The 20,991-nt window shown below is 69.7% G+C and carries 20 protein-coding genes; 8 read left to right on the plus strand and 12 right to left on the minus strand.

Annotated features, from left to right (window positions below):
- Nucleotides 1-71 precede the first annotated feature (71 nt).
- The 4 genes from OG963_RS18540 to OG963_RS18555 form a co-directional block, all read right to left on the minus strand.
- Complete coding sequence (locus OG963_RS18540) at nucleotides 72-1,466, minus strand: AI-2E family transporter (protein ID WP_093772939.1); 1,395 nt, start codon at nucleotides 1,464-1,466, stop codon at nucleotides 72-74.
- A gap of 141 nt (nucleotides 1,467-1,607) precedes the next feature.
- Nucleotides 1,608-2,309: a transglycosylase SLT domain-containing protein gene (locus OG963_RS18545; protein ID WP_030914972.1), complete on the minus strand. Its 702-nt coding sequence runs from the start codon at nucleotides 2,307-2,309 to the stop codon at nucleotides 1,608-1,610.
- A gap of 391 nt (nucleotides 2,310-2,700) precedes the next feature.
- Nucleotides 2,701-4,023: a PhoH family protein gene (locus OG963_RS18550; RefSeq protein WP_030914969.1), complete on the minus strand. Its 1,323-nt coding sequence runs from the start codon at nucleotides 4,021-4,023 to the stop codon at nucleotides 2,701-2,703.
- 476 nt (nucleotides 4,024-4,499) lie between these two features.
- Complete coding sequence (locus OG963_RS18555) at nucleotides 4,500-5,261, minus strand: isoprenyl transferase (protein WP_093772941.1); 762 nt, start codon at nucleotides 5,259-5,261, stop codon at nucleotides 4,500-4,502.
- 199 nt (nucleotides 5,262-5,460) lie between these two features.
- Here OG963_RS18555 and mgrA point away from each other — a divergent pair, with 199 nt between their 5' ends.
- Together mgrA and OG963_RS18565 are read left to right on the plus strand one after the other, a co-directional pair.
- Nucleotides 5,461-6,501, plus strand: a complete 1,041-nt coding sequence (gene mgrA, locus OG963_RS18560) for an L-glyceraldehyde 3-phosphate reductase (protein WP_030914963.1) — start codon at nucleotides 5,461-5,463, stop codon at nucleotides 6,499-6,501.
- Between the two features lie 517 nt (nucleotides 6,502-7,018).
- Nucleotides 7,019-8,173, plus strand: a complete 1,155-nt coding sequence (locus tag OG963_RS18565; protein WP_319324654.1) for a winged helix DNA-binding domain-containing protein — start codon at nucleotides 7,019-7,021, stop codon at nucleotides 8,171-8,173.
- Between the two features lie 28 nt (nucleotides 8,174-8,201).
- Here the strand turns inward: OG963_RS18565 and OG963_RS18570 are convergent, their stop codons facing one another.
- The 3 genes from OG963_RS18570 to OG963_RS18580 form a co-directional block, all read right to left on the minus strand.
- Nucleotides 8,202-8,660 carry a hypothetical protein gene (locus OG963_RS18570; RefSeq protein ID WP_093772947.1) on the minus strand — a complete coding sequence of 153 codons (459 nt, stop codon included), beginning with the start codon at nucleotides 8,658-8,660 and terminating at the stop codon, nucleotides 8,202-8,204.
- Between the two features lie 96 nt (nucleotides 8,661-8,756).
- On the minus strand, nucleotides 8,757-9,548 hold the full coding sequence (locus OG963_RS18575) for a class I SAM-dependent methyltransferase (protein ID WP_093929479.1): 792 nt from the start codon (nucleotides 9,546-9,548) through the stop codon (nucleotides 8,757-8,759).
- Between the two features lie 59 nt (nucleotides 9,549-9,607).
- The gene (locus tag OG963_RS18580; protein ID WP_371799257.1) at nucleotides 9,608-10,531 is read right to left on the minus strand and encodes an A24 family peptidase; all 924 of its coding nucleotides are present in this window, start codon (nucleotides 10,529-10,531) and stop codon (nucleotides 9,608-9,610) included.
- A 103-nt stretch (nucleotides 10,532-10,634) separates the two neighbouring features.
- Here OG963_RS18580 and OG963_RS18585 point away from each other — a divergent pair, with 103 nt between their 5' ends.
- The gene (locus tag OG963_RS18585; protein WP_093773399.1) at nucleotides 10,635-11,006 is read left to right on the plus strand and encodes a DUF192 domain-containing protein; all 372 of its coding nucleotides are present in this window, start codon (nucleotides 10,635-10,637) and stop codon (nucleotides 11,004-11,006) included.
- Between the two features lie 9 nt (nucleotides 11,007-11,015).
- Here the strand turns inward: OG963_RS18585 and OG963_RS18590 are convergent, their stop codons facing one another.
- The gene (locus tag OG963_RS18590) at nucleotides 11,016-11,786 is read right to left on the minus strand and encodes a hypothetical protein (RefSeq protein WP_143136429.1); all 771 of its coding nucleotides are present in this window, start codon (nucleotides 11,784-11,786) and stop codon (nucleotides 11,016-11,018) included.
- 100 nt (nucleotides 11,787-11,886) lie between these two features.
- Nucleotides 11,887-12,294 carry a hypothetical protein gene (locus OG963_RS18595; protein WP_093772955.1) on the minus strand — a complete coding sequence of 136 codons (408 nt, stop codon included), beginning with the start codon at nucleotides 12,292-12,294 and terminating at the stop codon, nucleotides 11,887-11,889.
- Between the two features lie 217 nt (nucleotides 12,295-12,511).
- Between OG963_RS18595 and OG963_RS18600 the strand changes: the two genes are divergently transcribed.
- The 5 genes from OG963_RS18600 (at nucleotide 12,512) to OG963_RS18620 (ending at nucleotide 17,915) form a co-directional block, all read left to right on the plus strand.
- Complete coding sequence (locus tag OG963_RS18600; protein ID WP_371799258.1) at nucleotides 12,512-14,083, plus strand: polymorphic toxin-type HINT domain-containing protein; 1,572 nt, start codon at nucleotides 12,512-12,514, stop codon at nucleotides 14,081-14,083.
- A gap of 24 nt (nucleotides 14,084-14,107) precedes the next feature.
- Nucleotides 14,108-14,629, plus strand: coding sequence for a hypothetical protein (locus OG963_RS18605; RefSeq protein ID WP_093772959.1), 522 nt, complete (start codon nucleotides 14,108-14,110; stop codon nucleotides 14,627-14,629).
- Between the two features lie 176 nt (nucleotides 14,630-14,805).
- The gene (locus OG963_RS18610) at nucleotides 14,806-16,779 is read left to right on the plus strand and encodes a hypothetical protein (protein WP_371126334.1); all 1,974 of its coding nucleotides are present in this window, start codon (nucleotides 14,806-14,808) and stop codon (nucleotides 16,777-16,779) included.
- Nucleotides 16,780-16,842: 63 nt separating this feature from the next.
- Nucleotides 16,843-17,445, plus strand: a complete 603-nt coding sequence (locus OG963_RS18615; protein WP_371126335.1) for a hypothetical protein — start codon at nucleotides 16,843-16,845, stop codon at nucleotides 17,443-17,445.
- Between the two features lie 20 nt (nucleotides 17,446-17,465).
- Nucleotides 17,466-17,915 carry a DUF3592 domain-containing protein gene (locus OG963_RS18620; protein ID WP_093772963.1) on the plus strand — a complete coding sequence of 150 codons (450 nt, stop codon included), beginning with the start codon at nucleotides 17,466-17,468 and terminating at the stop codon, nucleotides 17,913-17,915.
- An 81-nt stretch (nucleotides 17,916-17,996) separates the two neighbouring features.
- Here the strand turns inward: OG963_RS18620 and OG963_RS18625 are convergent, their stop codons facing one another.
- From OG963_RS18625 to OG963_RS18635, 3 genes are all read right to left on the minus strand, one after another.
- Nucleotides 17,997-18,590 (minus strand): hypothetical protein, encoded by a 594-nt coding sequence (locus tag OG963_RS18625; RefSeq protein ID WP_371799259.1) that lies wholly within the window; start codon nucleotides 18,588-18,590, stop codon nucleotides 17,997-17,999.
- 220 nt (nucleotides 18,591-18,810) lie between these two features.
- The gene (locus tag OG963_RS18630; protein ID WP_362269769.1) at nucleotides 18,811-19,866 is read right to left on the minus strand and encodes an aldo/keto reductase; all 1,056 of its coding nucleotides are present in this window, start codon (nucleotides 19,864-19,866) and stop codon (nucleotides 18,811-18,813) included.
- A 232-nt stretch (nucleotides 19,867-20,098) separates the two neighbouring features.
- Entirely contained in the window at nucleotides 20,099-20,968 is an 870-nt protein-coding gene (locus OG963_RS18635; protein WP_037821785.1) for an LLM class F420-dependent oxidoreductase, read from the minus strand.
- Nucleotides 20,969-20,991: the final 23 nt, after the last annotated feature.

Consider the following 20,991-nt stretch of genomic DNA (forward strand, 5'->3'; position numbering starts at 1 on the left):
GCAGTACCCCTGATACGAGAAGGGCCCCGAGGACGACCGACCGTCCACGGGGCCCTTCTTATCGTTTCGCCTCACTGCGCCGGCGGCTTCTCCTCCCCGTCACCCTCACCAGCGGGCGGTGGCTCCGGCGCCGGGGACGGACTCGAGGTCGGGGCCGAGCCGATCGCGGTGGCCCCGCGGGGCTGCGGTGCATGGCGAAGGGCGGCTTCCTGCCCGTACGCCCGCAGATAGCCGACCACCGTATTGGTGACCGCGACCAGCGGCACCGCGACGACCGCACCGCCGATCCCCGCGACCATGCCGCCCGCGGCGACCGAGAGGACGACGGCGAGCGGGTGGACGCGGACCGCGCGGCCGAGGATGAACGGCTGCAGGACGTGCCCCTCGATCTGCTGCACGGCCAGCACCACGACCAGCACCATCAGCGCGGTGAACACGCCCTCGGTGACCAGCGCGACGACGACCGCGAGCGCTCCGGAGACCACTGCGCCGACCAGCGGGATGAAGGCGAAGAGGAAGATGAAGACGGCCAGCGGCACCGCCATCGGCACATCGAGGAACCAGATCCCGAGCCCGATGAAGATCGCGTCGATCATGGCGACCAGCACCGTGCCCCGCACATAGGCGGTCAGTGTCCGCCAGGCACGCGGCCCGGCGCCCGCGACACCCGGCCGGGCCTGGGCGGGTACGAGCTTGAGCACCCAGTGCCAGATGCGCTTCCCGTCGTACAGCAGGAAGAGCGTCGAGAACATCGCCAGCAGTATCCCGGTGAGGACTTCCACCATCACGGTGACGCCCTGGAGCCCGGCGGAGGTGATCTCTTCGGTGTTGGTGCCGATGGTGTCGCTGAGGTTCTTCGCGACATCGTTGATCTGCTGCTCGGTGACGTGGAAGGGGCTGTCGAGCAGCCAGCGCTTCAACTCGTCGATACCGTCCCGCACCTTGTCGGAGAGGGTGTCGAGGTTGTCCATGACCTGCCAGACGACGAACCAGCCGACCAGGCCCATGATGACGAAGCCCAAAATCGCCGTGACGGCGGTGGCCAGACCGCGCGGCAGGCCGTAGCGCCGAAGCCGGGCGACGGTCGGCTGCAGCATCGCGGTGACGAGGAGCGCGGCGACGAACGCCAGCACCACCAGCTGTACGGCACTGATGACCCGCATCAGCACCCAGAGCGTGCCCGCCAGGACGAGCAGCCGCCAGCCGGCCTCGGCCGCGACGCGCATCCCCCACGGGATCGCCGCGACCGGATCGGGCCGGGCGGCGACGGACGGGGCGTATGCGGGCGGTGGCGGCACGTGGTCGGCCGTGGCGGCAGGGAGGTCGGCGGCGGCCGGGACCGGTGGCTCGGCATCCGCGTCCCGGTCCGCCTCGGCCTCCGCCGCGGCTCGGCGTTCCTCCAGGCGCTCGCCGAGTTCGGTCAGTTCGGCGCCCAGCCGGCCGAGCCAACCTGGCAGTTTCGACATATACGTTCCTTTTCCCCCGAGTTCTCTCCCCACCACTCCCCCCGGAGCCGTTCGGACGACGGTACACGCGCGAAGCCCCTCACCGTAGGACGGTGAGGGGCTTCGCAAGGTTGAGACCGGAACCCCGGAAGGTTCCGATTTCTAGTACCAGTTGTTCGCCTGCCAGAAGGACCAGGCACCGCACGGGCTGCCGTAGCGGCTGTCCATGTAGTTGAGGCCCCACTTGATCTGGGTGGCCGGGTTGGTCTGCCAGTCGGCGCCCGCGGATGCCATCTTGGAGCCGGGCAGAGCCTGGACCAGACCGTAGGCACCGGAAGCGGCGTTGGTCGCCCGGTAGTTCCAGCTCGACTCGTGGTTCACGATGTTGCTGAAGCACTGGAACTGGTCACTGGGGATCATCTGGCGAGCCATCGCCTGGACTTCGGCCACGGTGTACGAGCTCTGCGTGGCGAACGCGGAGGCGCTGCGGACCTCGGAACGGCTGGCGCGCTCGGCGTCCTCCTTGGCCTGCCGCTCCCGCTCCAGCTTGTCCTCGGCCGCCTGCTTCTTCGACTTGGCGTCCTTGGCGGCCTGGATACGGGCTGCTTCCTCGACAGACTTCTTCGCCGCCGCGTCGGCAGCGGACGCCTGGGCGTCGGCCTGCTGCGTCAGCGAGGCGGTCTGCACCTGGGCCTGCTGGCCCGCGGGGATGTCGGCGAGCAGCGTCGTGTCGGCTGCGGTCGCCTCGAAGTTGTTGTCGTCGACAGCAGGAGTGCTGCCCGAAGCAACGCCTACGACGGCGCCGACGGTGGTGACCGCAGTGGCAGATGCCACGGCGAACCCCCGGACCGAGATCCGGCTCACACGGTGTCCTTCCAGCATCGCCCGCTTAGGTGACCTCGCAGGCGCAATCGTGCCCCTGACACTGGCCTCCCTACTGCTTGGGTCACGGGGAGGCACGGGCCCGGTGGGCAGCTCCCCTGAGGGAGTGCCGCGTGGTGCTCGCGGGCGGCATACGGACGGCGATTGTTGAGTTGTGTGGTGCGTGGCACCTCTGGAGGTGCGGGTGTGCCGTATGCGGGGCCTGACGGAAGCAAGACTCTGCCGGAACTGGCCACCGCTAAGCAATTCTCCGTTGCGTGTGAAAGCTCACACCTCGTTTGGCTCAGGTGTTTTGCGGAAATGGCGCCGCAACATGATGCCGCCCGGCTAAGCTCCTTGGCTCGCCGGGCGGCATCAACTGTCGCATCCAGTATCAGATCTGGCCTTCCTCCAACATTTCGGTCACCAGTGCGGCGATCTGCGAACGCTCGGAGCGGGTGAGCGTGACGTGCGCGAAGAGCGGGTGGCCCTTCAGCTTCTCGACCACGGCGACGACGCCGTCGTACCGGCCGACCCGGAGGTTGTCCCGCTGGGCCACGTCATGTGTGAGCACAACCCGGGAATTCGCCCCGATCCTGGACAACACGGTCAGCAGGACGTTGCGTTCGAGCGACTGCGCCTCGTCGACGATCACGAAGGCGTCGTGGAGCGACCGGCCCCGGATGTGGGTGAGCGGCAGGACCTCCAGCATCCCGCGCCCCAGCACCTCCTCGATCACCTCACGCCCGGCGACCGCCGACAGCGTGTCGAAGACGGCCTGCGCCCAGGGGCTCATCTTCTCGGCCTCGGTGCCGGGGAGATAGCCGAGCTCCTGCCCGCCGACCGCGTACAGCGGCCGGAAGACCATGACCTTCTGGTGCTGCCTGCGCTCCAGCACGGCTTCGAGACCGGCGCAGAGCGCCAGCGCCGACTTTCCGGTACCGGCCCGGCCGCCCAGCGACACGATGCCGACGTCCTGGTCGAGCAGCAGATCCAGGGCGATGCGCTGCTCGGCGCTGCGGCCGTGGATCCCGAACGCCTCCCGGTCGCCGCGGACGAGGCGCACATTGCCCTCGGCCGTGACCCGGCCGAGCGCCTTGCCGCGCTCGGACTGGAGGACCAGTCCGGTGTGCACGGGCAGTTCCGCGACCTCGGGGACGTACAGCGTCTCCTCTCCGAAGAGCAGATCCACCTGTTCGGCCGAGAGGGGAAGTTCCGCCATCCCCGTCCAGCCGGAGTCGGTGATGGCGAGTTCCGCGCGGTACTCCTCCGCGAGGAGGCCGACCGACGATGCCTTGATGCGCAGCGGGAGGTCCTTGGAGACGACCGTGACGTCGTACCCCTCGGCCTGGAGATTGCGCGCGACCGCGAGAATCCGTGAGTCGTTGTCCCCCAACCGGTAGCCGGCGGGCAGTACGCCGGGATCGGAATGGTTGAGTTCGACGCGCAGCGTTCCGCCGAGATCCCCGAGCGGGATCGGGGCATCGAGCCTGCCGTACCGGACGCGGAAGTCGTCCAGCAGGCGCAGGGCCTGCCGGGCGAAGTAGCCGAGCTCCGGATGGTGGCGTTTGGCCTCCAGTTCCGTGACCACGACGATCGGGAGCACGACTTCGTGCTCGTCGAAGCGGGCCATGGCGTTCGGATCGGCCAGCAGGACGCTGGTGTCGAGAACGTAGGTGCGCCTGTCGGGCATGCGGCGCTTTGTGCTGGTCACCACGGAAGGACGTACCCCCTCGGACGAGGTTGGGCTGCGACGGCGTCGCGGAGCATCCCAAAGGGAGAGGACGGACCGGGCTGCGGCCACCTTGCGCGGGCCGAGCGCCGGCCCTCCGCGTCGGCCGCACTGTATGTACGGTCCTTCGTGTGCAAAGGGCCTCCCGGGCGAGCGGACTCGATGCCACTCACTTGGACACGACGTCCGCCTGGTTTTTGACCGGACGTCGACCTGTCAGGGGTATTCCCTCGAACACGCGAAGCCATGCCGCCACGCGGCGGGCGGGTGAGCCGGAAGTGATGTCCCGACCACACAGGTCCGGGCCATGATGTGAGTCCGTCCGGCACTTGGGGCCGGAACCGTCGCGCAGGGGCGCGGGCGAGCCGGAAGCGGCGCCCCGGGGGCACGGGTCCGGGCCCACCCGCCCCGGGGTTCCGTCGTCGGACGACGGACAGGCTGGGTCGGGAGGCGCGGCGGCGTCAGCCGCCGAAGCGGCGGCCTCGGGCCGCGTAGTCGCGCAGCGCGCGAAGGAAGTCGACCTTGCGGAACGCCGGCCAGAAGACTTCGCAGAAGTAGTACTCGGAGTGCGCGCTCTGCCAGAGCATGAAGCCGGACAGCCGCTGCTCACCGCTCGTGCGGATCACCAGGTCCGGATCCGGCTGCCCCCGCGTGTACAGGTGCTCGGAGATCAGGTCCGTGGAGACGATCTCCGCGAGGTCCTCGAAGGACGTCCCCTTGGACGAGTGGTCGAGCAGCAGCGAGCGCACGGCGTCCGCGATCTCCTGCCGCCCGCCGTAGCCGACGGCGACGTTGACCAGTATCCCGTCGACGCCGACCGTGGCCTGCTCCGCCTCCTTGAGGACGGTCTGGGTGTGCGCGGGCAGCAGGTCCAGCGTGCCGACGTGGTGAACGCGCCACCGGCCGTCGGCCGCCAGGTCGCGGACGGTGTTCTCGATGATGCCGAGGAGCGGGGTCAGCTCGGACGCGGGCCGGTCGAAGTTGTCCGTGGAGAGCAGCCACAGGGTGACGACCTCGACATCGGTCTCACTGCACCAGCCGAGCAGGTCCTGGATCTTGTCCGCACCGGCCTGGTGTCCCTGCGCGGCTGTGCCACCGGACGCCTTCGCCCAGCGCCGGTTGCCGTCGAGGATGACACCGATGTGCTTGGGCACCTGGGTGTGATCGAGGCGGGCCTCCACCCGGCGCGCGTAGAGCCTGTACACCAGGTCGCGCAAGTTCACTGAGTTCACCTCTCGGTTCTGTGCGGGCCCGCCCGCCCCATTGCCCGGGGTCCGGGGTCGTCCCCCTGGGGATCGCCGCACAAGTCCGCAGAGCCATCGCTCCGCCGTGCCGTGGCAGTCCCCGACGTCGCCACATTACTGCGCAGGCGCCGCACCGGCCCAACCTGGTCTGTCACAAGTACGTGATAAGGAGGGAAACGTGACTGATTCTTCTTCTTCCTACCGGGCTGCCGGTTCGCGCTACGACTCCATGGAGTACCGCCGGACCGGCCGCAGCGGTCTCAAGCTCCCTGCCGTCTCGCTCGGCCTGTGGCACAACTTCGGCGACGACCGCACACTGGACTCCCAGCGGGCGATTCTGCGCCGCGCCTTCGACCTCGGCGTGACCCACTTCGACCTGGCCAACAACTACGGCCCGCCGCCCGGCTCCGCCGAGCTCAATTTCGGAAAGCTCTTCCGCCAGGACTTCGCCCCGTACCGCGACGAACTGGTCATTTCGACCAAGGCCGGCTATGACATGCACCCCGGCCCGTACGGCGAGTGGGGCTCCCGCAAGTACCTGCTGTCGTCGCTGGACGCCTCGCTGAAGCGGATGGGGCTGGATTACGTCGACATCTTCTACTCGCACCGCTTCGACCCGGACACCCCGCTCGAGGAGACGATGGGTGCGCTGGCCTCCGCAGTGCAGCAGGGCAAGGCGCTGTACGTGGGTGTGTCCTCGTACAACTCGGAGCAGACCGCCGAGGCCGCCCGGCTGCTCAAGGAGATGGGTGTGCCCGCCCTGATCCACCAGCCGTCCTACTCGATGATCAACCGCTGGACGGAGGACGACGGGCTGCTGGACACGCTGGAGGCGGCCGGCATGGGCTGCATCTCCTTCGTGCCGCTCGCCCAGGGCCTGCTCACCGGCAAGTACCTGCACGGCATCCCGGAGGGCTCGCGCGCGACCCAGGGCAAGTCCCTCAGCCCGGATCTGCTCTCGGACGAGGTGGTCCGCCGGCTGAACGGACTCAACGACATCGCTCAGCGGCGCGGACAGTCCCTCGCCCAACTGGCACTCAACTGGGTGCTGCGGGACAGCCGTATGACCTCTGCCCTGATCGGCGCTTCGAGCGTGCAGCAGCTCGAGGAGAACGTCGCGGCGCTTGCCGGACCGGCTTTGTCCGCCGAGGAGTTGAAGGAGATCGACACCTTCGCCGTGGACACCGCGGGCACCAACATCTGGGCCGGACGGGGCTGATCGGTCCGGTTTTCGCGGGTCCCGCCCGGGGCCTGCACCGCCTGCCCACAAAAAACGGGCCGGTCCGTGGGGGGGGATACGGACCGGCCCGAGGGGGGGTTTCCACCATAACCCTTCGTAAGTGATGCTGCGTGCCACGCCGCTCCACAATTACTCTCCGAGTTGGTGGGACTCCGCTCCGGGCCCGGATTCCGGGGCCCTGGAGAGGGTGCGAAGACGGTGGACGGCCCGGGGCGCCGCCTTGACGCCGGAACGGGGCGTACCGGCCCCGGGCCCGTTCCCGTTCACGGCCGGCAGTGGCGCCGGTGGCCACCGGACGGCCACCTCGCGGTCCCCGGCCTCGGTGGTGTGCGGGCCCTGGGCCATCGGAGTGAGCGCGGCCTCGATCCGCTCGATCCGGGCCGGCCTTCACCCGGTCGGCGGAGGGCCACCGCGACGGAGGGCGTGGGCGTTGTCGTGAGCACCGATATGGCACAGGGGACACGCTCTGACCTGATGGGCCGCTAGTTTCCGAATCATGACGACACGAACCGCGACCGTGACCTGGGCCGAGGCGAACGCGCGCCGGATCGGACGCCAGGGCCTCGCCGACCCGATGACCTCCTCCCCCGGCCGCGCCGTGGCGGCGATGCTCGCCGCCCATGCACAGGTGCCGTCCGCCGCCGAGCTGTCCGTGGGGCTGCGACTGACGGGCGCGACGCGTACCGACGTGCGCAAGGCGCTGTGGAACGACCGCATCCTGGTCAGGACGTTCGGACCCCGCGGCACCGTTCATCTGCTGCCGGAGGACGAACTGCCTTTGTGGACCGGTGCGTTGTCCACGATCCCGGTCCGGTCCGGCCCGCTCGGCAAGGACGTCCGGCTGAGTGCGGATCAGACCGAGGAGGTGCTCGCGGCGATCGGCGACGCGCTGACGGGGGCCGAGCTGACGATCGACGAGCTCTCCGACGCGGTGGTCGCCCGCACCGGGCCGTGGGCCGGGGACCGGGTGATGCCCGCGTTCCAGGGCATGTGGCCGCGCTGGCGGCAGGTGATGCATCTCGCGGGCCACCGCGGTGTACTGCGCTTCGCCCCCGACCGCGGCCGCAAGGTCACGTACACGAACCCTGGCACCACCCCGCTCGACGGCCCGGAGGCGTTGGCCGGGCTCGTGCACCGCTACCTGTACGCGTACGGTCCCGCCACGCCGCAACACTTCGCCAAATGGCTTGCCGCGCCGATCAGTTGGGCGGTATCGGTCTTCGCGGAACGGGCCGGGGCCGGGGCGATCGAAGAGGTGGCGTACGAAGGTGTCGGGCCGGCCTGGCTGGTGGCCGGCGACACCGACTTCCCCGCCGGGCCGGCCCGCGGGGTGCGGCTGCTCCCCTACTTCGACGCGTTCACCATCGCGTCGCAGCCCCGCGAGAGGCTCTTCCCGGGCGCGGCGTACGCCCGCGCGCTGGCGGGTGGCCAGGCCGGGAACCACCCGGTGCTGCTGATCGACGGAGCGGTCGCCGGGGTCTGGCACCAGCGCCGCTCGGGCCGTCGGCTCCCGGTGACCGTGGAGCCGTTGTCCCCACTCACGGCCGGGCAGCTGCGCGGTCTGGAGGAGCAGGTGGAGCGGGTCGGGGTGGTGCTGGAGGGGAAGCCGGAACTGACGGTCGGAAAGGTGACGGTGGGGCCCCACGCATGACGTCCCCCGGTGGTGGTCGCTCGTGTACTCAGGTGGTCGCTTCCGCGCCGCGGTGGCCGCGGGTGTAACGGATCGCGACGGTGTCCCCGCCGATGACCACGAAGCGTCCGCCCTCGCACCGGATGACGGCCTGGTGCACCTCGCCGCGCTCGTCCCGGAGCTCCTCCGTGCGGGTGACCGTCCAGCCGCCGTCGGGCGGTTCCGGCAGGTGCGGCAGGGCGGCGAACTCCCATTGGCCGGCGGGTACGCACCACTCGGGCAGGCGCGGCCAGGTTCCGGGGCCGATGTGCAGGGTCCAGTCGGAGGCGCAGGTCAGGAGCAACGACTGGCTGTCGGAGAGCAGGAACTCGACGGCCTCCGGTTCCCCCATCCGCCCCTCCGGCCGGTAGAAGAGTCCGAGCACACCGACGACCCGTGCCCCTCTGAGCCATTCGGCGTTGCCCTGCCGCGTGCTGCGGAAGGCCTCCTCGCCGTTCTCCACCCTCATGGCCCGCTCCTTCCCCGTGCGTCACCGCCCAGGGTCGCATCCTTTCGGGCGTACGCCGGTGAAGGGAGAGTGGTGACACAGCGAGCGTCACCAGGTTTACGGCTGCTGCGGCTTGCGGGCCTCGATCAGGAAGCGGGTGGTGTGCGCGACGAACGGCCCCTCGGTCTCGATGAGGTGGTGCAGAGCGGCCAGTTGCGGCCGGTACTGCTCGACCGTGAAGCCGGGCACCATCCAGATCACCTTCCGCAGGAAGTAGACGACGGCGCCGATGTCGAAGAACTCGGTACGCAGCGTCTCCGGCCGCAGATCGACGACGTCGAGCCCGGCCGCCTCCGCGTCGGCGCGGGCCCGCTGCGGGTCGCGGGCGCCACGGGCCTCGGGGGGCCGGGGACCGAGGAAGTACTCGACGAGTTCGAAGACGCTGGCCGGCCCGACCTGCTGCGAGAAGTACGTACCACCGGGCTTCAGCACGCGCGCGATCTCCGCCCACCAGGTGGTCACCGGATGCCGGCTGACCACCAGGTCGAACGCCGCGTCCCCGAACGGCAGCGGCGGCTCGTCGGCATCGGCGACCACGACCGCGCCGCGCGGGTGCAGCAGCGCGGTTGCACGGGCGATGTTCGGCGGCCAGGACTCGGTGGCGACGGTCACCGGTGGCAGCTTCGGGGCGGAGGCGAGGACCTCGCCGCCGCCGGTCTGGATGTCGAGGGCCGCCTGCGCCCGGCCCAGCCGGTCGGCCATGGCGCGCGCATACCCCCAGGAGGGGCGTTGTTCGGTGGCCCGGCCGTCGAGCCAGGAGAAGTCCCAGCCGTCGACGGATACGGCGGCGGCCTCGGCGACGAGCGCTTCGAAGCGAGCGCGTTCCTCTTCTTCCGATGATCCGGGCATGCGGGGATGGTGCCATCCGAGCGTGCGCGGACGCGACCGAATTCCGGGGCCCGGGCGGGTCAGGCCGCGAGGCCGCCGAACAGTATCCCGAGCAGCGCGCCCGCGATCATGAACGGCCCGAACGGGATGCCCGTCCTACGCCCGGCCCGCCGCAGGATCACCAGCCCGAGCCCGTACACGGCACCGAGCACGAACCCGGCGAAGCCGCCCGCGAAGACGATCGCCCACCCGTACCAGCCGAGAGTCACCCCCAGCGACAGGGCGAGCTTGACGTCGCCGAAGCCCATCCCGTTCGGGTTGATCAGGAAGAGCAGGAGGTAGAAGCCGCCGAGGGCGAGGCCGCCGAGCAGGGCTGACAGCCACGAGCCGGCGTGCTCCGGAAGCAGCGCCGCGCCGCCCAGCAGTACGACGGCCGCACCGGCGAGCGGCAGCGTCAGCCGGTCGGGCAGCCGGTGGACGCGGCGGTCGATGGTGGCAAGGAGTACGGCGACGGGGGCCAGCAGCAGCCAGACGGCAAGCTCGGGCCGGGGCCCGGTGGCCGCGGCGAGGGCGGCGCAGCCGAGGGTGGTGGCGACGGGGGCAAGGACGGCGGGGGCGTAACGCGCGACCGGTTCGGCGCAGGCGTCCCCCTCCCGACCGTCGCCCTCCCTCGTACCCGTGTCCGCCGACCCGTCGGGCTCGTCGGACTCGTCGGGCTCAACAGGCTCGTCGGGCTCAACAGGGACGGCGGGCTCGACGGTTGGGGCCGGTACCGCGGCCGTCCTCGTCTGCGCAGTCGTACGCGCCGCAGCACCCGCTGCACACGCCGCGCACCGCGTGGAACCGAGCCAGCCGCGGGCCACCCCACTGAAGGGGTGGCCGGCGGGGCAGGTGTCCCGCCATGCGTCCTCCGGTTCGACGGAGAACCGGTAGGCGGCGCGCGGAACCAGCAGTCCGGTCGCGGCGCCCCAGAGCGCGGCGACGCCTGTCAGCATGACGTACACGGAACCGACCCTAGGCGGGCGACGCACACGGGTCATGGGCCCTGGGGCCCACTGCGCGGCATTCCGGGCCCAGTGGCCGTCACCGGGCGCTACCGTCGTCGCCATGGGTCAATGGCGCAATGGCAACGGGACGTTGACGGTCGGGGACCGGGAGGGGGGACCGGGGCTGGAGATACCGCTTCGGATCGCCGCCTCGTACCGGGCCCGGTCGAAGGGGCTTCTCGGGCAGGACGGGATCGACGGGGCACTGATGATCACCCCGTGCGGGAGTGTGCACACGTTCGGGATGCGGTTCGCGATCGATGTGGCCTACCTGGACCGGAAGTTCAACGTCGTGGCGGTCCATACGATGAAGCCGGGGCGGCTCGGGAGGGTGCGGCTGCGGTCCCGCCATGTGCTCGAGTCGGCGGCCGGGACGATGCAGAAGTGGGGGCTGCGGCCGGGCGTGCAGGTGCAGATCGACCAGGCCGACTGAAGAGGCGGGTCACGGGAGCTTGGCCAGCTGCGCAGTGACCACTTCCGCCGGGAGTTCCGGAGGCGTCGCGTCGACGAAGTCGGCGACGTAGAACGTGACGACGGTCGAGCCTCTCCGCACGAGCTGGAAGACCAGTGGCACCTTGTCGCCCTCGATGTTCCCCGTCACCTGGTAGGCGATGCTTTCCTCGCCCACTCGCGGCGCGTCCAGGAGATCGACCTTGCTGTACGTGGACGGCCCTTCGTCGCTCGAGGTCCTGAACCCGCCCGCACAGGCCCGCACCGCGTCCCTGACGCCGCGCAGCACCTGCTGGGCCCCGCCCTTCGGGTGGGAGGTGAGAATCTCGGTGACGACGGTCTGGTCGTCCTTTCCCTCCTCCGATCCGTCCATGACGGTTCGGAAGACGGTGGCGGTCGCGGCGGGTTCGGGAGCGCCGTTGATCACGGCGGCCAGCGGCCGGCAGGCCTGATTCTCGGCTCTTTCCGTGCCGGTGTCCTGGCTGCCCTGCAGGGGGGTGACCTCGTAGTCGGGCACGTCGCCCGTGGCCAGGGCCGCCTCGGTCAGCTCCGCCTCGGTGAGCACCTTGCCGGTACCGGCCGGCAGCGTGCTCGGGGACGGCAGCGGGGCCGGGGACGAGGCGTCGTCGCCGGCCGGCTTCGCACTCGACGGACTGCTCGGCCTGCCGCCGTCCTTGCCGTGGGAGGAGTCGCCGCCGGACGGGCCGCAGGACACGGCCGCGAGGCAGAGCACCGCCGCCACGACTGCTGTACGAGTGTTCATCGTTCCCCGTCCTGACCGTGAGCCCTGTTCCCCTGTCCGGCACGCTAACAACCGGACGGCGGCGGGTGCGTGGGCCCACGGGCCCAACTCGGGGCGGCGCTCAGGAGGTCGAGGGACGGGTGCCCAGGCCGCGGCCGACGAGCGGGGACACCGTACGGATCAGCTTCAGTTGTGTGGAGCGCAGGATCTTCACGGTCGTGTCGTCGGACCAGCCGGTCGTCGTCGACCACTCGTAGCCCGAGCCGACCACCTCGCTGGCGAACGCCAGCTCCGTGGCGAGCAGGGCCCGCGCCCAGTCCATCGGCTCGAGGGGTTCCTTCGCGGCCAGCGCCGTGCGGATTCTGTCCCCCCGCCGGTTCAGGTCGTCCGCGTCATCGAAGCCCATGGCCACCGCGAACTCCTCCGTGCAGCGCGCCGGTCCGCTCCACTCGACCAGGCCCTGTTGCAGGAGCCGGGACTCCTCCTCCGTCAGCTTCAGCTGCTCCGCTGTCTGTAAGCGAGTCCTCACCCGTCCACCCTTCCGTTCGTCCCGCCGTGACTGCGTTCGGGCAGGACGCTACTTCCTTGCGGTTCAGGCGTCTTGGGCCCCAGGACACGGGACGGGCACCGCTTCCGGCATTGGGTCCACAGGCCCAAGACACCGGCGTGTCAGGACTTTTAGTGTCGGGACCATGTCTCAGCTGGGGGATTTGCGTCGTCGGATCCGGAGGTGGTCACGGGGTTCCGTGCCGCGCACGGACGTGCGGTTGGTGGGCCTGCGCCGTCGGCGTGATCGGGGGCAGGGCGCGCTGGAGTACCTGGGGCTCGTTCTGGTGGTCGGGGCGATCGTCGGTGCGCTCGTCGCGACCGGGATCGGTGCAGAACTCACCGAGAAGATCGGTGTGCAGGTCTGCCGGATCGGGGGCGGCGGGAACTGCGGCGGAGACAGCAGCACCGAGGCGAGGGACGGCGATTCGGGAAAGCCGGGCACCGGTGACCCGGCCTCGGACCGTAACGACGACGGCACGCCGAAGACGCCCGAGCAGGTCGATTACGACAAGGCGCTGAAGGAACTCCAGGACGCCCAGGCGGAGCAGAAGTCCAACACCGACAAGGCGAAGGAAGCCGCGAAGGAACTCGCGAAGATCCTTGCCGACGAGCTCGGGATCACCGACGCACTGGACTGCATCACCCAGGGCGACATGGGCGCCTGCACCGAGACACTCATCAATGTGCTGCTGACCCTGATCGGCGGTGCGGTCGGGAAGCTCGGGGCGAAGTACGGCGCCCCGTGGAAGTGGAAGAAGGCGTACAAGCTCATCAAGAGCTTGAAGAAGCACGGCGGCGACCTCTACGACGCCCTCAAGGGCCTGGTGAAGAACCGCAAGAAGGTCAAGGAAGCCGAGAAGAAGCTCGAGGACGCCGGAAAGAAGCTCGACGACGCGAAGAAGGACCCGCCCAGGAAGGAGGACAAGCCGGACGAGAAGAAGCCGACGACCTGCCCCGCGCGGCACAGCTTCCTCGCCGGCACCCCGGTCCTGCTCGCCGACGGCCGCCGCGTCCCGATCCAGAACGTCTCCGTCGGCGACCGTGTGGTCGCCACCGACCCGGTGAGCGGTGTGACCGGCGCCCGTCGTGTCGAGCGGACCATCACCACGTACGACGACAAGCACTTCACGCGGCTCGTGGTGGCGACGGACGGCACGCAGGCCCGGCTGACGGCGACGGACACCCACCCGTTCTGGCTGAGCGACAGCGGTCGCTGGGCCGACGCGGGCGAGCTCGGCCGTGGTGACGAGCTGCGCACGGTGGCCGGCTCCACGCTGACGGTCACCGGCGTCTCCCGGTACACCCGGCGACTGACCACCTACGACCTGACGGTCGAGGGCGTCCACACGTACTACGTGGGCGTCGGCGCGTCGAACGCGCTCGTCCACAACAACGACTGCGAGATGTCTCCCGAAGAGGCCGAGGCAGCCAGGAAGCCCGAGGTGGGCGAGGGCGACGCCAAGAAGTTCAAGGACCACTTCCTGCGTCACAAGAAGCTGGTCGAGGACGCGCTGGGCACCAAGTACAAGAAGCTCAAGGAGGACGGCCCGCGGTTCCGGGAGGACATCGCGAAGGCCATCAAGGACGGCACGTTCGAGCTGGTCGGAAAGGGCACGTTGAAGAAGGGCGAGCCCGAGGGGCTGATCTATCGTGGCAAGGGCGTGACGATCGTACTGAAGGAGAACGGCGACTTCTGGACTGCGCTCAAGAGCGGTGAAGGCATGGACACCGGCATCGAGTTCACCAAGCTGGTGCCGAAGAGGAAGTAGCCGCAGAGACAGGGGTGCAGGGATATGAGCGGCTGGCGGACCGTCGAAGCGGCACTGCGTGAGCATCGCGTCCGCGATGTCCTGGTCCCGGGCTGGATCGACCGGGACGACGACCTCCCCGAGTTCCGGCCGCAGCCGATGGCCGTATGGCTGCGGCTGGACGACGGGTTGCTGCGGTTCGAGTCGCAGGGCCAGTACGACCGGCTGGGCGCCACGCGCGTTCCGGGGCTCGACTGGGCCGACATCGAGCTGCTGGCGGAGGCCGAGGACGAGGTGATCGTCGCCTCGTTCGGCGAGCAGCTCTTCGGCGACGGCCGCGACGAACTGCGCTGCACGCGGCTGCGCGCCTACCGGACGTCCGCCGGCGTCGACTGCACCTGCCTCGCCCTCGATTTCGAGGGGGGCCGCACGTTGTTCCTCGATCCGACGTGGACGTTCGGCATCAAGGTGGGCAACGCGGCGGACGAGCAGCGTTGGCTGAAGCTGCACGGCGGCGTGGCCGGTGTCGGCGTCGGTGTCGATACGGCTGTGCTCCACGACGGTTGAGGGCTGTCCCGGCTTCACCGACCCCCGGGCCCAACGCCCCGTTCCCGCGGACTTGGGCCCGAACTTGGGGCCAAGGGCCCAGGTCATCCGGTCCGCCCGCCCGTACGCTCACGCCACACCCGAGGTTCAGCAGCGGGGCGGGCAGGCAGTGCGAGTCAGTGGCGGAGGGGAAGACCGTGAGAAGTGGCGGCGGTTGGAGAAGCGGAAGCGGGGGCCACATACCGCGGGAGCGCGGCGGGGGTGTGTTCTTTCCCCTGACGCGCAGTTGGGCCGTCGGCGCCCTCGTCTACGTCTTCGCCGGGATCCTGGTCACGCGTGGACTCGTCGAGACGCTCGCCACCGATGAGCGGCTCCAGGTATTCACCTGGCGGCTGGCACTGCTGCATGTGCCCAGCGTCATCACCACCCTCCTCGCCACCCTGGCCGCCGCCCGCGTCCTGCCCGACGAGCAACGCGAGTCCCGTCTGCTGTATCTGCTCGCCACCTTGGGTGTTCCGGTCGTCGGGCTCGCGTACGGCCTCTACGTCTCGTGGCACGTCGTCGGTGTCGAAGGCGTGCTGATGCCGGTGGTGGTGCTGGTCACCGGCTCGGCCGTGGGGCTGGCCGTCGACCGGCTGCTGGAGGCCGACGAGACGGAGCCCGCCGCGCCGAACTCGTACACCTGGCGTGACGGCGGTGCCACCGCCATGGAGTACCTCGGGGTGATCGTCCTCGTCGTCACCTTGATCGGCGCGATGGCGATGGCGGGTGTCGGCGGGCAGATCGGCGACCGGATCCGGTGTGCGATCAGCTCGATGGGCGGCGGCAGCGCCGGATGCACGACAGGCGGCGGGGACCCGACCGCGAAGCCGAAGACCGATGCCGACTACGAGCCCAAGCTGTGCCAGGTCTCCAGCGTCTCCGACACCGTCGGCGACAAGGTGAAGATCGGCTGGTTCGAGTGGGGCAACGAGTACGGCTTCCAGCAGAAGGTCAGCCAGGCCAAGACGGACGTGAACGAGGACGGCAAGGTCGACGAGAACGACAAGCTGGTCTACATGACGTTCACGGACGCCGCGTCCGTCGGCGCCACCGGCAGTACGCCCGGCGTCAAGCTCGGCAAGCTCGGCAAGGCGGATGTCGACGTCGGCGGCGGCATCAAGATCACCAACGGTGACACCTGGGTCTTCAAGAGCGAGGAGGACGCCAAGAAGATGCGGGACGACATCGAGGAAATGAAGATGTGGGAGACCTCGACCAAGTACAGCGGCGGCTACGGCGGCGGCTGGTACTCGGGCATGAAGTGGGCCGAGAAGAAGGAGGACGTCGAGAAGAAGATCGGTGACAAGAAGATCTCCTACTCGACCATCGGTCTCAACGTGTACGCCGACGGCGGTCTCAACATCAGCGCGGGCGACGAGTCCGAGCTCGGTGCCAAGCTGGGCGGCAAGGCCAAGTTCTCCCCCGACGTGACCATCACCAAGGACGACGTGAACGGCAACGAGTCGTACACGTACACCGCCAAGCTCGAACTCGAGGGCAAGGTCAGCGGCACGGCGGGCCCGCTCACCGGCACGGCCGGCGCGAAGGACACCCGCACCGGAGCGATCACCGTCACCCGTGACCAGAAGACCGGCAAGATCGTCCGTATCGACATGACGAAGACGGTCGAGACGGGCTCGACGTCCGACAAGGGCGAGGCCAAGGGCGACAACGGCAAGAAGGACGGCGACAAGCGCGGCGGCAAGGGCAGCGTCACCGACTCGTCCGGCGAGACCGGCATCGAGGTCCAGACGAACTCGATCGTCTTCGGCAAGGACGACGACAAGGCCACCGAGGACAAGCGGGCCATCGCCGAGAAGTGGCTGGACGGCAGCGGCAACAACACCGCACCGTTCGAGTACATGTTCGGCGACAAGTCGCTGCAGCAGAAGCCCGACGGAACGGACCCCTTCGAGCAGATGATGTTCCAGGACGGCCTGTCGAGCACCATGCAGTACCACGGCGAGACGGACGCCCAGGAGTTCGGCTTCGAGGTCTCGCTCGGCATGAGTCTCGGGTTCTCCATCTCGGACGAGCACAAGAAGGAGACACTGACGGACGCGCAGTTCCTCGGAGCTCCGCAGGGCGACAAGCGCAGCTTCCTTCCGTACAGCTACTGCGCGAATTGAGCACCCCGCAGCACCGGCGGCACCACCCGGCACCATTGCACGACGAGAGGCGATGAACAGACCATGGCAGCGGCAACGGCAAGGGCGGCAGTGAACAGGTCCCGGATGCTCGGCGCGGCTGTCGCCGCCGCCATCGGCCTCACCCTTCTCACCGGCTGCGGCTCCTCGGACGCGGGCGCCGTCCCGGACGGCTGGGGCAAGCTCGACACGAAAAGCCTGTCCGTCGGCTACCCGAAGGACAAGGGATACAAGGAGCAGTCCGCGGCCGACCGCAGCAGGAGCAACGCGGCCGTCGCGCTCAAGACGGAGGGCGGGCTGCGCACCGGCATGGTGTCGGTCCAGCTCGACTTCGCCACGGGCGTCGACGACGCGGGCGAGGCGGCCGCCGCGGCGGGCGCGGGTATCGGCCTCGGCGCTACCCGTAAAGCCACCTCCGATGTGCGGCTGGCGGGCGAGGAGAGCGCACGGGACGCACGTCGGATCGACTACGAGTTCACCTCGTCCGGCAAGGAGCAGACCCCGGCGAGCGGCACCCCGATGACGGGGGTCGTGGTGGCGGGGGTCGACTCGAAGGACGTACCGTTCGCCATCCGGATCAATGCGGTGAAGGGCTCGCTGAGCGCCAAGGATCTCGACGCGTTCGTCGGCTCGATCACCGTGAAGTAGCCCGTGGAGGACTGGCGTTCATGAATGTTCTGCCCGGCGGCACCGCGACCTTCCTGCTGCTGTTCGGCCTGTTCCTCGGTGCGTTCGCCGTGCGGTCGGCGCTGCGGCTGGGCCGGGTGCTGAGCCTGATCCGGCACGGGGTGCAGGTCGAGGGCCGGTGCGCGGAGCGACGGGTCGTGGACCGGGGGGCGGACCGGGAGCGTGGGTACGCGACGGAGTACGTGTTCGCGTTCCGCACGCTCGACGGCCGCGACATGGAGTTCGTCGACCATGCGCCCGGCCCGTTGGGCTTCGAGGTCGGGGCGCCGATCCGGATCACGTACGATCCGGCGGCCCCCGAGAAGCGCGCCACGGTGGCCGGACCGCGGGCATGGGGGCCGGTACTGATGCCCGCGGTGTTCGCGGCCGGCCTGACAGTGTTCTCACTGGGTCTGCTGTACGGGTTCGTGGCGATGCGGGGCTGGGTCTGAGGGTGTCGGGCCCGTGCCGGGGTCTCCACGGTCGGCCGAACCTGGCGGGCCGTCAGCCCCGCTCTCCGTTCCTGGCTTCCGCTACCGGCTGGGGACCTCGCTGCCGAACAGCTTCCACGGCGACTGCTCGAACGACGACACTCCCGACAGCTGCGGTTGCACCGCCGCCACCTCGTGCCGTACGGCCAGCGTGTCCGGCCAACTGTCGAAGAGCGTCGTGCCGTTGACGATGACCCCGTCCCAGTCGGTCGCCTCCGATGCCCCCTCGCGGTCGACCACGAAGCCGATGCAGAGCACGGAGGCCCTGCCGATCGCCTCCCTGATCGCGCGGACGGCCAGCTCCTGATCGTCCTGGGACAGCCCGTGGAGCCCGAATTCGAGAGCGACGACGCCACCCCCCGTGCGACGGATGCGCGCGTACACCTCGGCGCCGCTCCTCACCCACAGCAGGAAACTGATCTCGTCGAGCCGTTGCAGGCCCGCCACGGTCACCAGCTGCTCCCAGGTCACCCGCGCCTGGGTGGCCGGCGGTTCGGAACCGGGGCTGACCAGGGTGATGCGGCCGGTGGCCGGGTGGTCGAGCCGCAGCCCCGCCGCGCCCAGATCCCCGAGCAACGACTCGGCATCGAGTCGGCTCCAGCCGAGATGGTACGAGTGGAAGAAACCGTCTTTCATCGACGCTTCACCTCATAAGAGTGTGGGGGCACCTCTTCGGATGTGCGTATGAGCATGTCGAATCGCCGCTCGGTGGCGGCAGGCCCTCAGCTCACGTTCGGTCGGTTACGAGCGTAATGAGCACAGCCGACGGGGGCGTGGGCCCACGGGCCCAGGGGCGGGCCCCAAAACCGGTCCGCATGCACCGGCGAGGGGGCGACCCGATGAGTACCTGAACGGCTCAGGCGACCGGCACGGCAGGTGTGGCGAAGAGCGAGGCGTCCCCGCCCTGGACCCTGTCCCGGACACCTGCGCTCGCCTCGTGCGGCACACCCAGCGGAACGGCACTGACATCGCAGAGGCGGTTGTACTGCTCGGGCGTGAGGACGACGTCGAGGGCGCCCAGGTAGTCGTCGAGCTGGCCCAGTGTGCGCGGGCCGACGATCGGGATCCGGGAGGTCGTCGCGCGTGCCGCCCGCTCGTTGATCCAGGCGACCGAGACCTGGGCCGGGGGCGCACCGGTCTCCTGGGCGACGGCAAGGACGGCGTCGACGATCGCGGTCTTCTGATCGCTGCTCTCGGTGTGCACCAGGGTCTTCAGGTCGCTGAGCCGGCCTTCCGCGCTACCACGGTACTTGCCGGTCAGCAGCCCTCCGCCGAGCGGGGACCACAGGGCGGTGCCGAGCCCGAGGCTCTCGGCCATCGGCAGCAGCTCACGGTCGGCGGTCCGCTCGACCAGGCTGTACTCGACCTGGATTCCGGCGACGGGCGCCCAGTTCTTCAGGTCCGCCAGCGTGGCGGCGCGCGAGACGCGCCAGGCGGGGAAGTTGGACAGTGCCGCGTGCAGGATCTTGCCCTGGCCCACGAGGTCGTCGAGGCCGCGCAGGATCTCCTCGACCGGCGTCAGGCCGTCAGGGAAATGCACCCAGAGCAGGTCGATGTAGTCGGTGCCGAGGCGCCGCAGGCTCGCCTCGACCGAGTGGCGCATGTTCTTCCGGCTGTTGCCGGTCCGCGACAGACCCGACTGCGGAGCGGCGCCGTTGGTGAACTTCGTGGCCACGACGAAGTCATCCCGCTCCGCGCCGAGGAACTGCCCCAGCAGCGTCTCCGACTCGCCGAACTGGTACTCGTCCGCCGTGTCGAGGAAGTTCCCGCCGGCCTCGGCGAACCGGTCGAACATACGGCGTGCCTCGCCGGGCTCGGCCCCGGCGCCCCAGCCGGTGCCGAAATTGCCGGTACCGAGCGCGTACTGGGAGACGCGCAGTCCGGTTCGGCGGCCGAAGGTCGTGTAACGCATGGAGTTCTCCCTGGAAATCGAGTGCTTCCACGAGCCCCGAAGCTGTCGGCGAGCGGGTGGCCGTGGTCCGCGACGGGGCTGTGGCCCGCACTCGACAGCGACCGCCCGGCTTCGGCCCGTTCCGTCGCCGCGCTGCTGATCAGCTCCGCCGCCGGTGTCGGTGCCGCCGTACCGGAACGGACTCCTGATACGGAGAACCCTGCGAACCGACTGCAACGGGCTCCCGGGCGGTCTAGCCGATCGTGTCGAGCCTGGGCACGATGCGTGCGGCGAGCTGTTCGGCGAAACTGACCGGGTGCCGGTCCGGCAGCACCTGGACGGCCGTGATGCCGAGCTCCGCGTACTCCTCGACGTCGGCGAGGAACGCATCGGTCTCGTCCAGGACCGGCCTGTTGAACATGAGGGTCTTCTCGATGGAGTCGTAGTCGCGGCCCGCCGCCGCACAGTGCGCCCGCAGTACGTCGAGCTTGTGGGCCACCTCGTCCACGTCGGTGGCGAACAGGTTGCACGCGTCGCCGTACCGGGCGACCAGCCACAGCGTCTTCTTCTCGCCGCCGCCGCCGATCATGATCGGTGGCCGTTCGCCGATCGGCTCCGGCATGCACAGCGTCTCCGCCAGCCGGTAGTGCCGCCCCTCGTACGGGCCGTTCTCCTCGCTCCACATCTGAAGACAGATCTGCAGCGTCTCCTCCAGCCGTTCGAACCGCTCCGCGACCGGAACGACCGGTACTCCGAGTCCGCGCTGCTCCCGCTCGTACCAGGAGGCGCCCAGACCCAGCACGGCCCGGCCGCCGGACAGCACGTCGAGGCTGGTGACGATCTTCGCAAGCAGGCCCGGATAGCGGTACATCACACCCGTCACCATCAGGCCGAGCGTCATCCGCTGGGTCAGCGCCGCCACGTATCCGAGGGCCGTGTACCCCTCCAGCATCGGCTCGTCGGCCGTGCTCTGCGGGGTCTCCATCTGGAAGTAGTGGTCCATCACGGTGAACGAAGCGACCCCGCCCTGGTCGGCGATCCGCGCCGCCTCGCCGAGGGTGGGCGCGATGAGCGCGGGGTCGGCGGGTTGCGAGTAGTTCCAGTAGTGCAGGCCGAGCTTCACGTCCACTCCTCCATGCCGGAACC

It is taken from the genome of Streptomyces sp. NBC_01707 (assembly GCF_041438805.1).
In the GTDB taxonomy this organism is placed as follows: domain Bacteria; phylum Actinomycetota; class Actinomycetes; order Streptomycetales; family Streptomycetaceae; genus Streptomyces.

Bases quoted from the DNA above. Each gene is read 5' to 3' on its own strand.
- OG963_RS18540 (WP_093772939.1), bottom strand. From the start codon at position 1,466: ATGTCGAAACTGCCAGGTTGGCTCGGCCGGCTGGGCGCCGAACTGACC.
- OG963_RS18565 (WP_319324654.1), top strand. From the start codon at position 7,019: ATGACGACACGAACCGCGACCGTGACCTGGGCCGAGGCGAACGCGCGC.
- OG963_RS18570 (WP_093772947.1), bottom strand. From the start codon at position 8,660: ATGAGGGTGGAGAACGGCGAGGAGGCCTTCCGCAGCACGCGGCAGGGC.
- OG963_RS18575 (WP_093929479.1), bottom strand. From the start codon at position 9,548: ATGCCCGGATCATCGGAAGAAGAGGAACGCGCTCGCTTCGAAGCGCTC.
- OG963_RS18585 (WP_093773399.1), top strand. From the start codon at position 10,635: ATGGGTCAATGGCGCAATGGCAACGGGACGTTGACGGTCGGGGACCGG.
- OG963_RS18590 (WP_143136429.1), bottom strand. From the start codon at position 11,786: ATGAACACTCGTACAGCAGTCGTGGCGGCGGTGCTCTGCCTCGCGGCC.
- OG963_RS18605 (WP_093772959.1), top strand. From the start codon at position 14,108: ATGAGCGGCTGGCGGACCGTCGAAGCGGCACTGCGTGAGCATCGCGTC.
- OG963_RS18615 (WP_371126335.1), top strand. From the start codon at position 16,843: ATGGCAGCGGCAACGGCAAGGGCGGCAGTGAACAGGTCCCGGATGCTC.
- OG963_RS18620 (WP_093772963.1), top strand. From the start codon at position 17,466: ATGAATGTTCTGCCCGGCGGCACCGCGACCTTCCTGCTGCTGTTCGGC.
- OG963_RS18625 (WP_371799259.1), bottom strand. From the start codon at position 18,590: ATGAAAGACGGTTTCTTCCACTCGTACCATCTCGGCTGGAGCCGACTC.
- OG963_RS18630 (WP_362269769.1), bottom strand. From the start codon at position 19,866: ATGCGTTACACGACCTTCGGCCGCCGAACCGGACTGCGCGTCTCCCAG.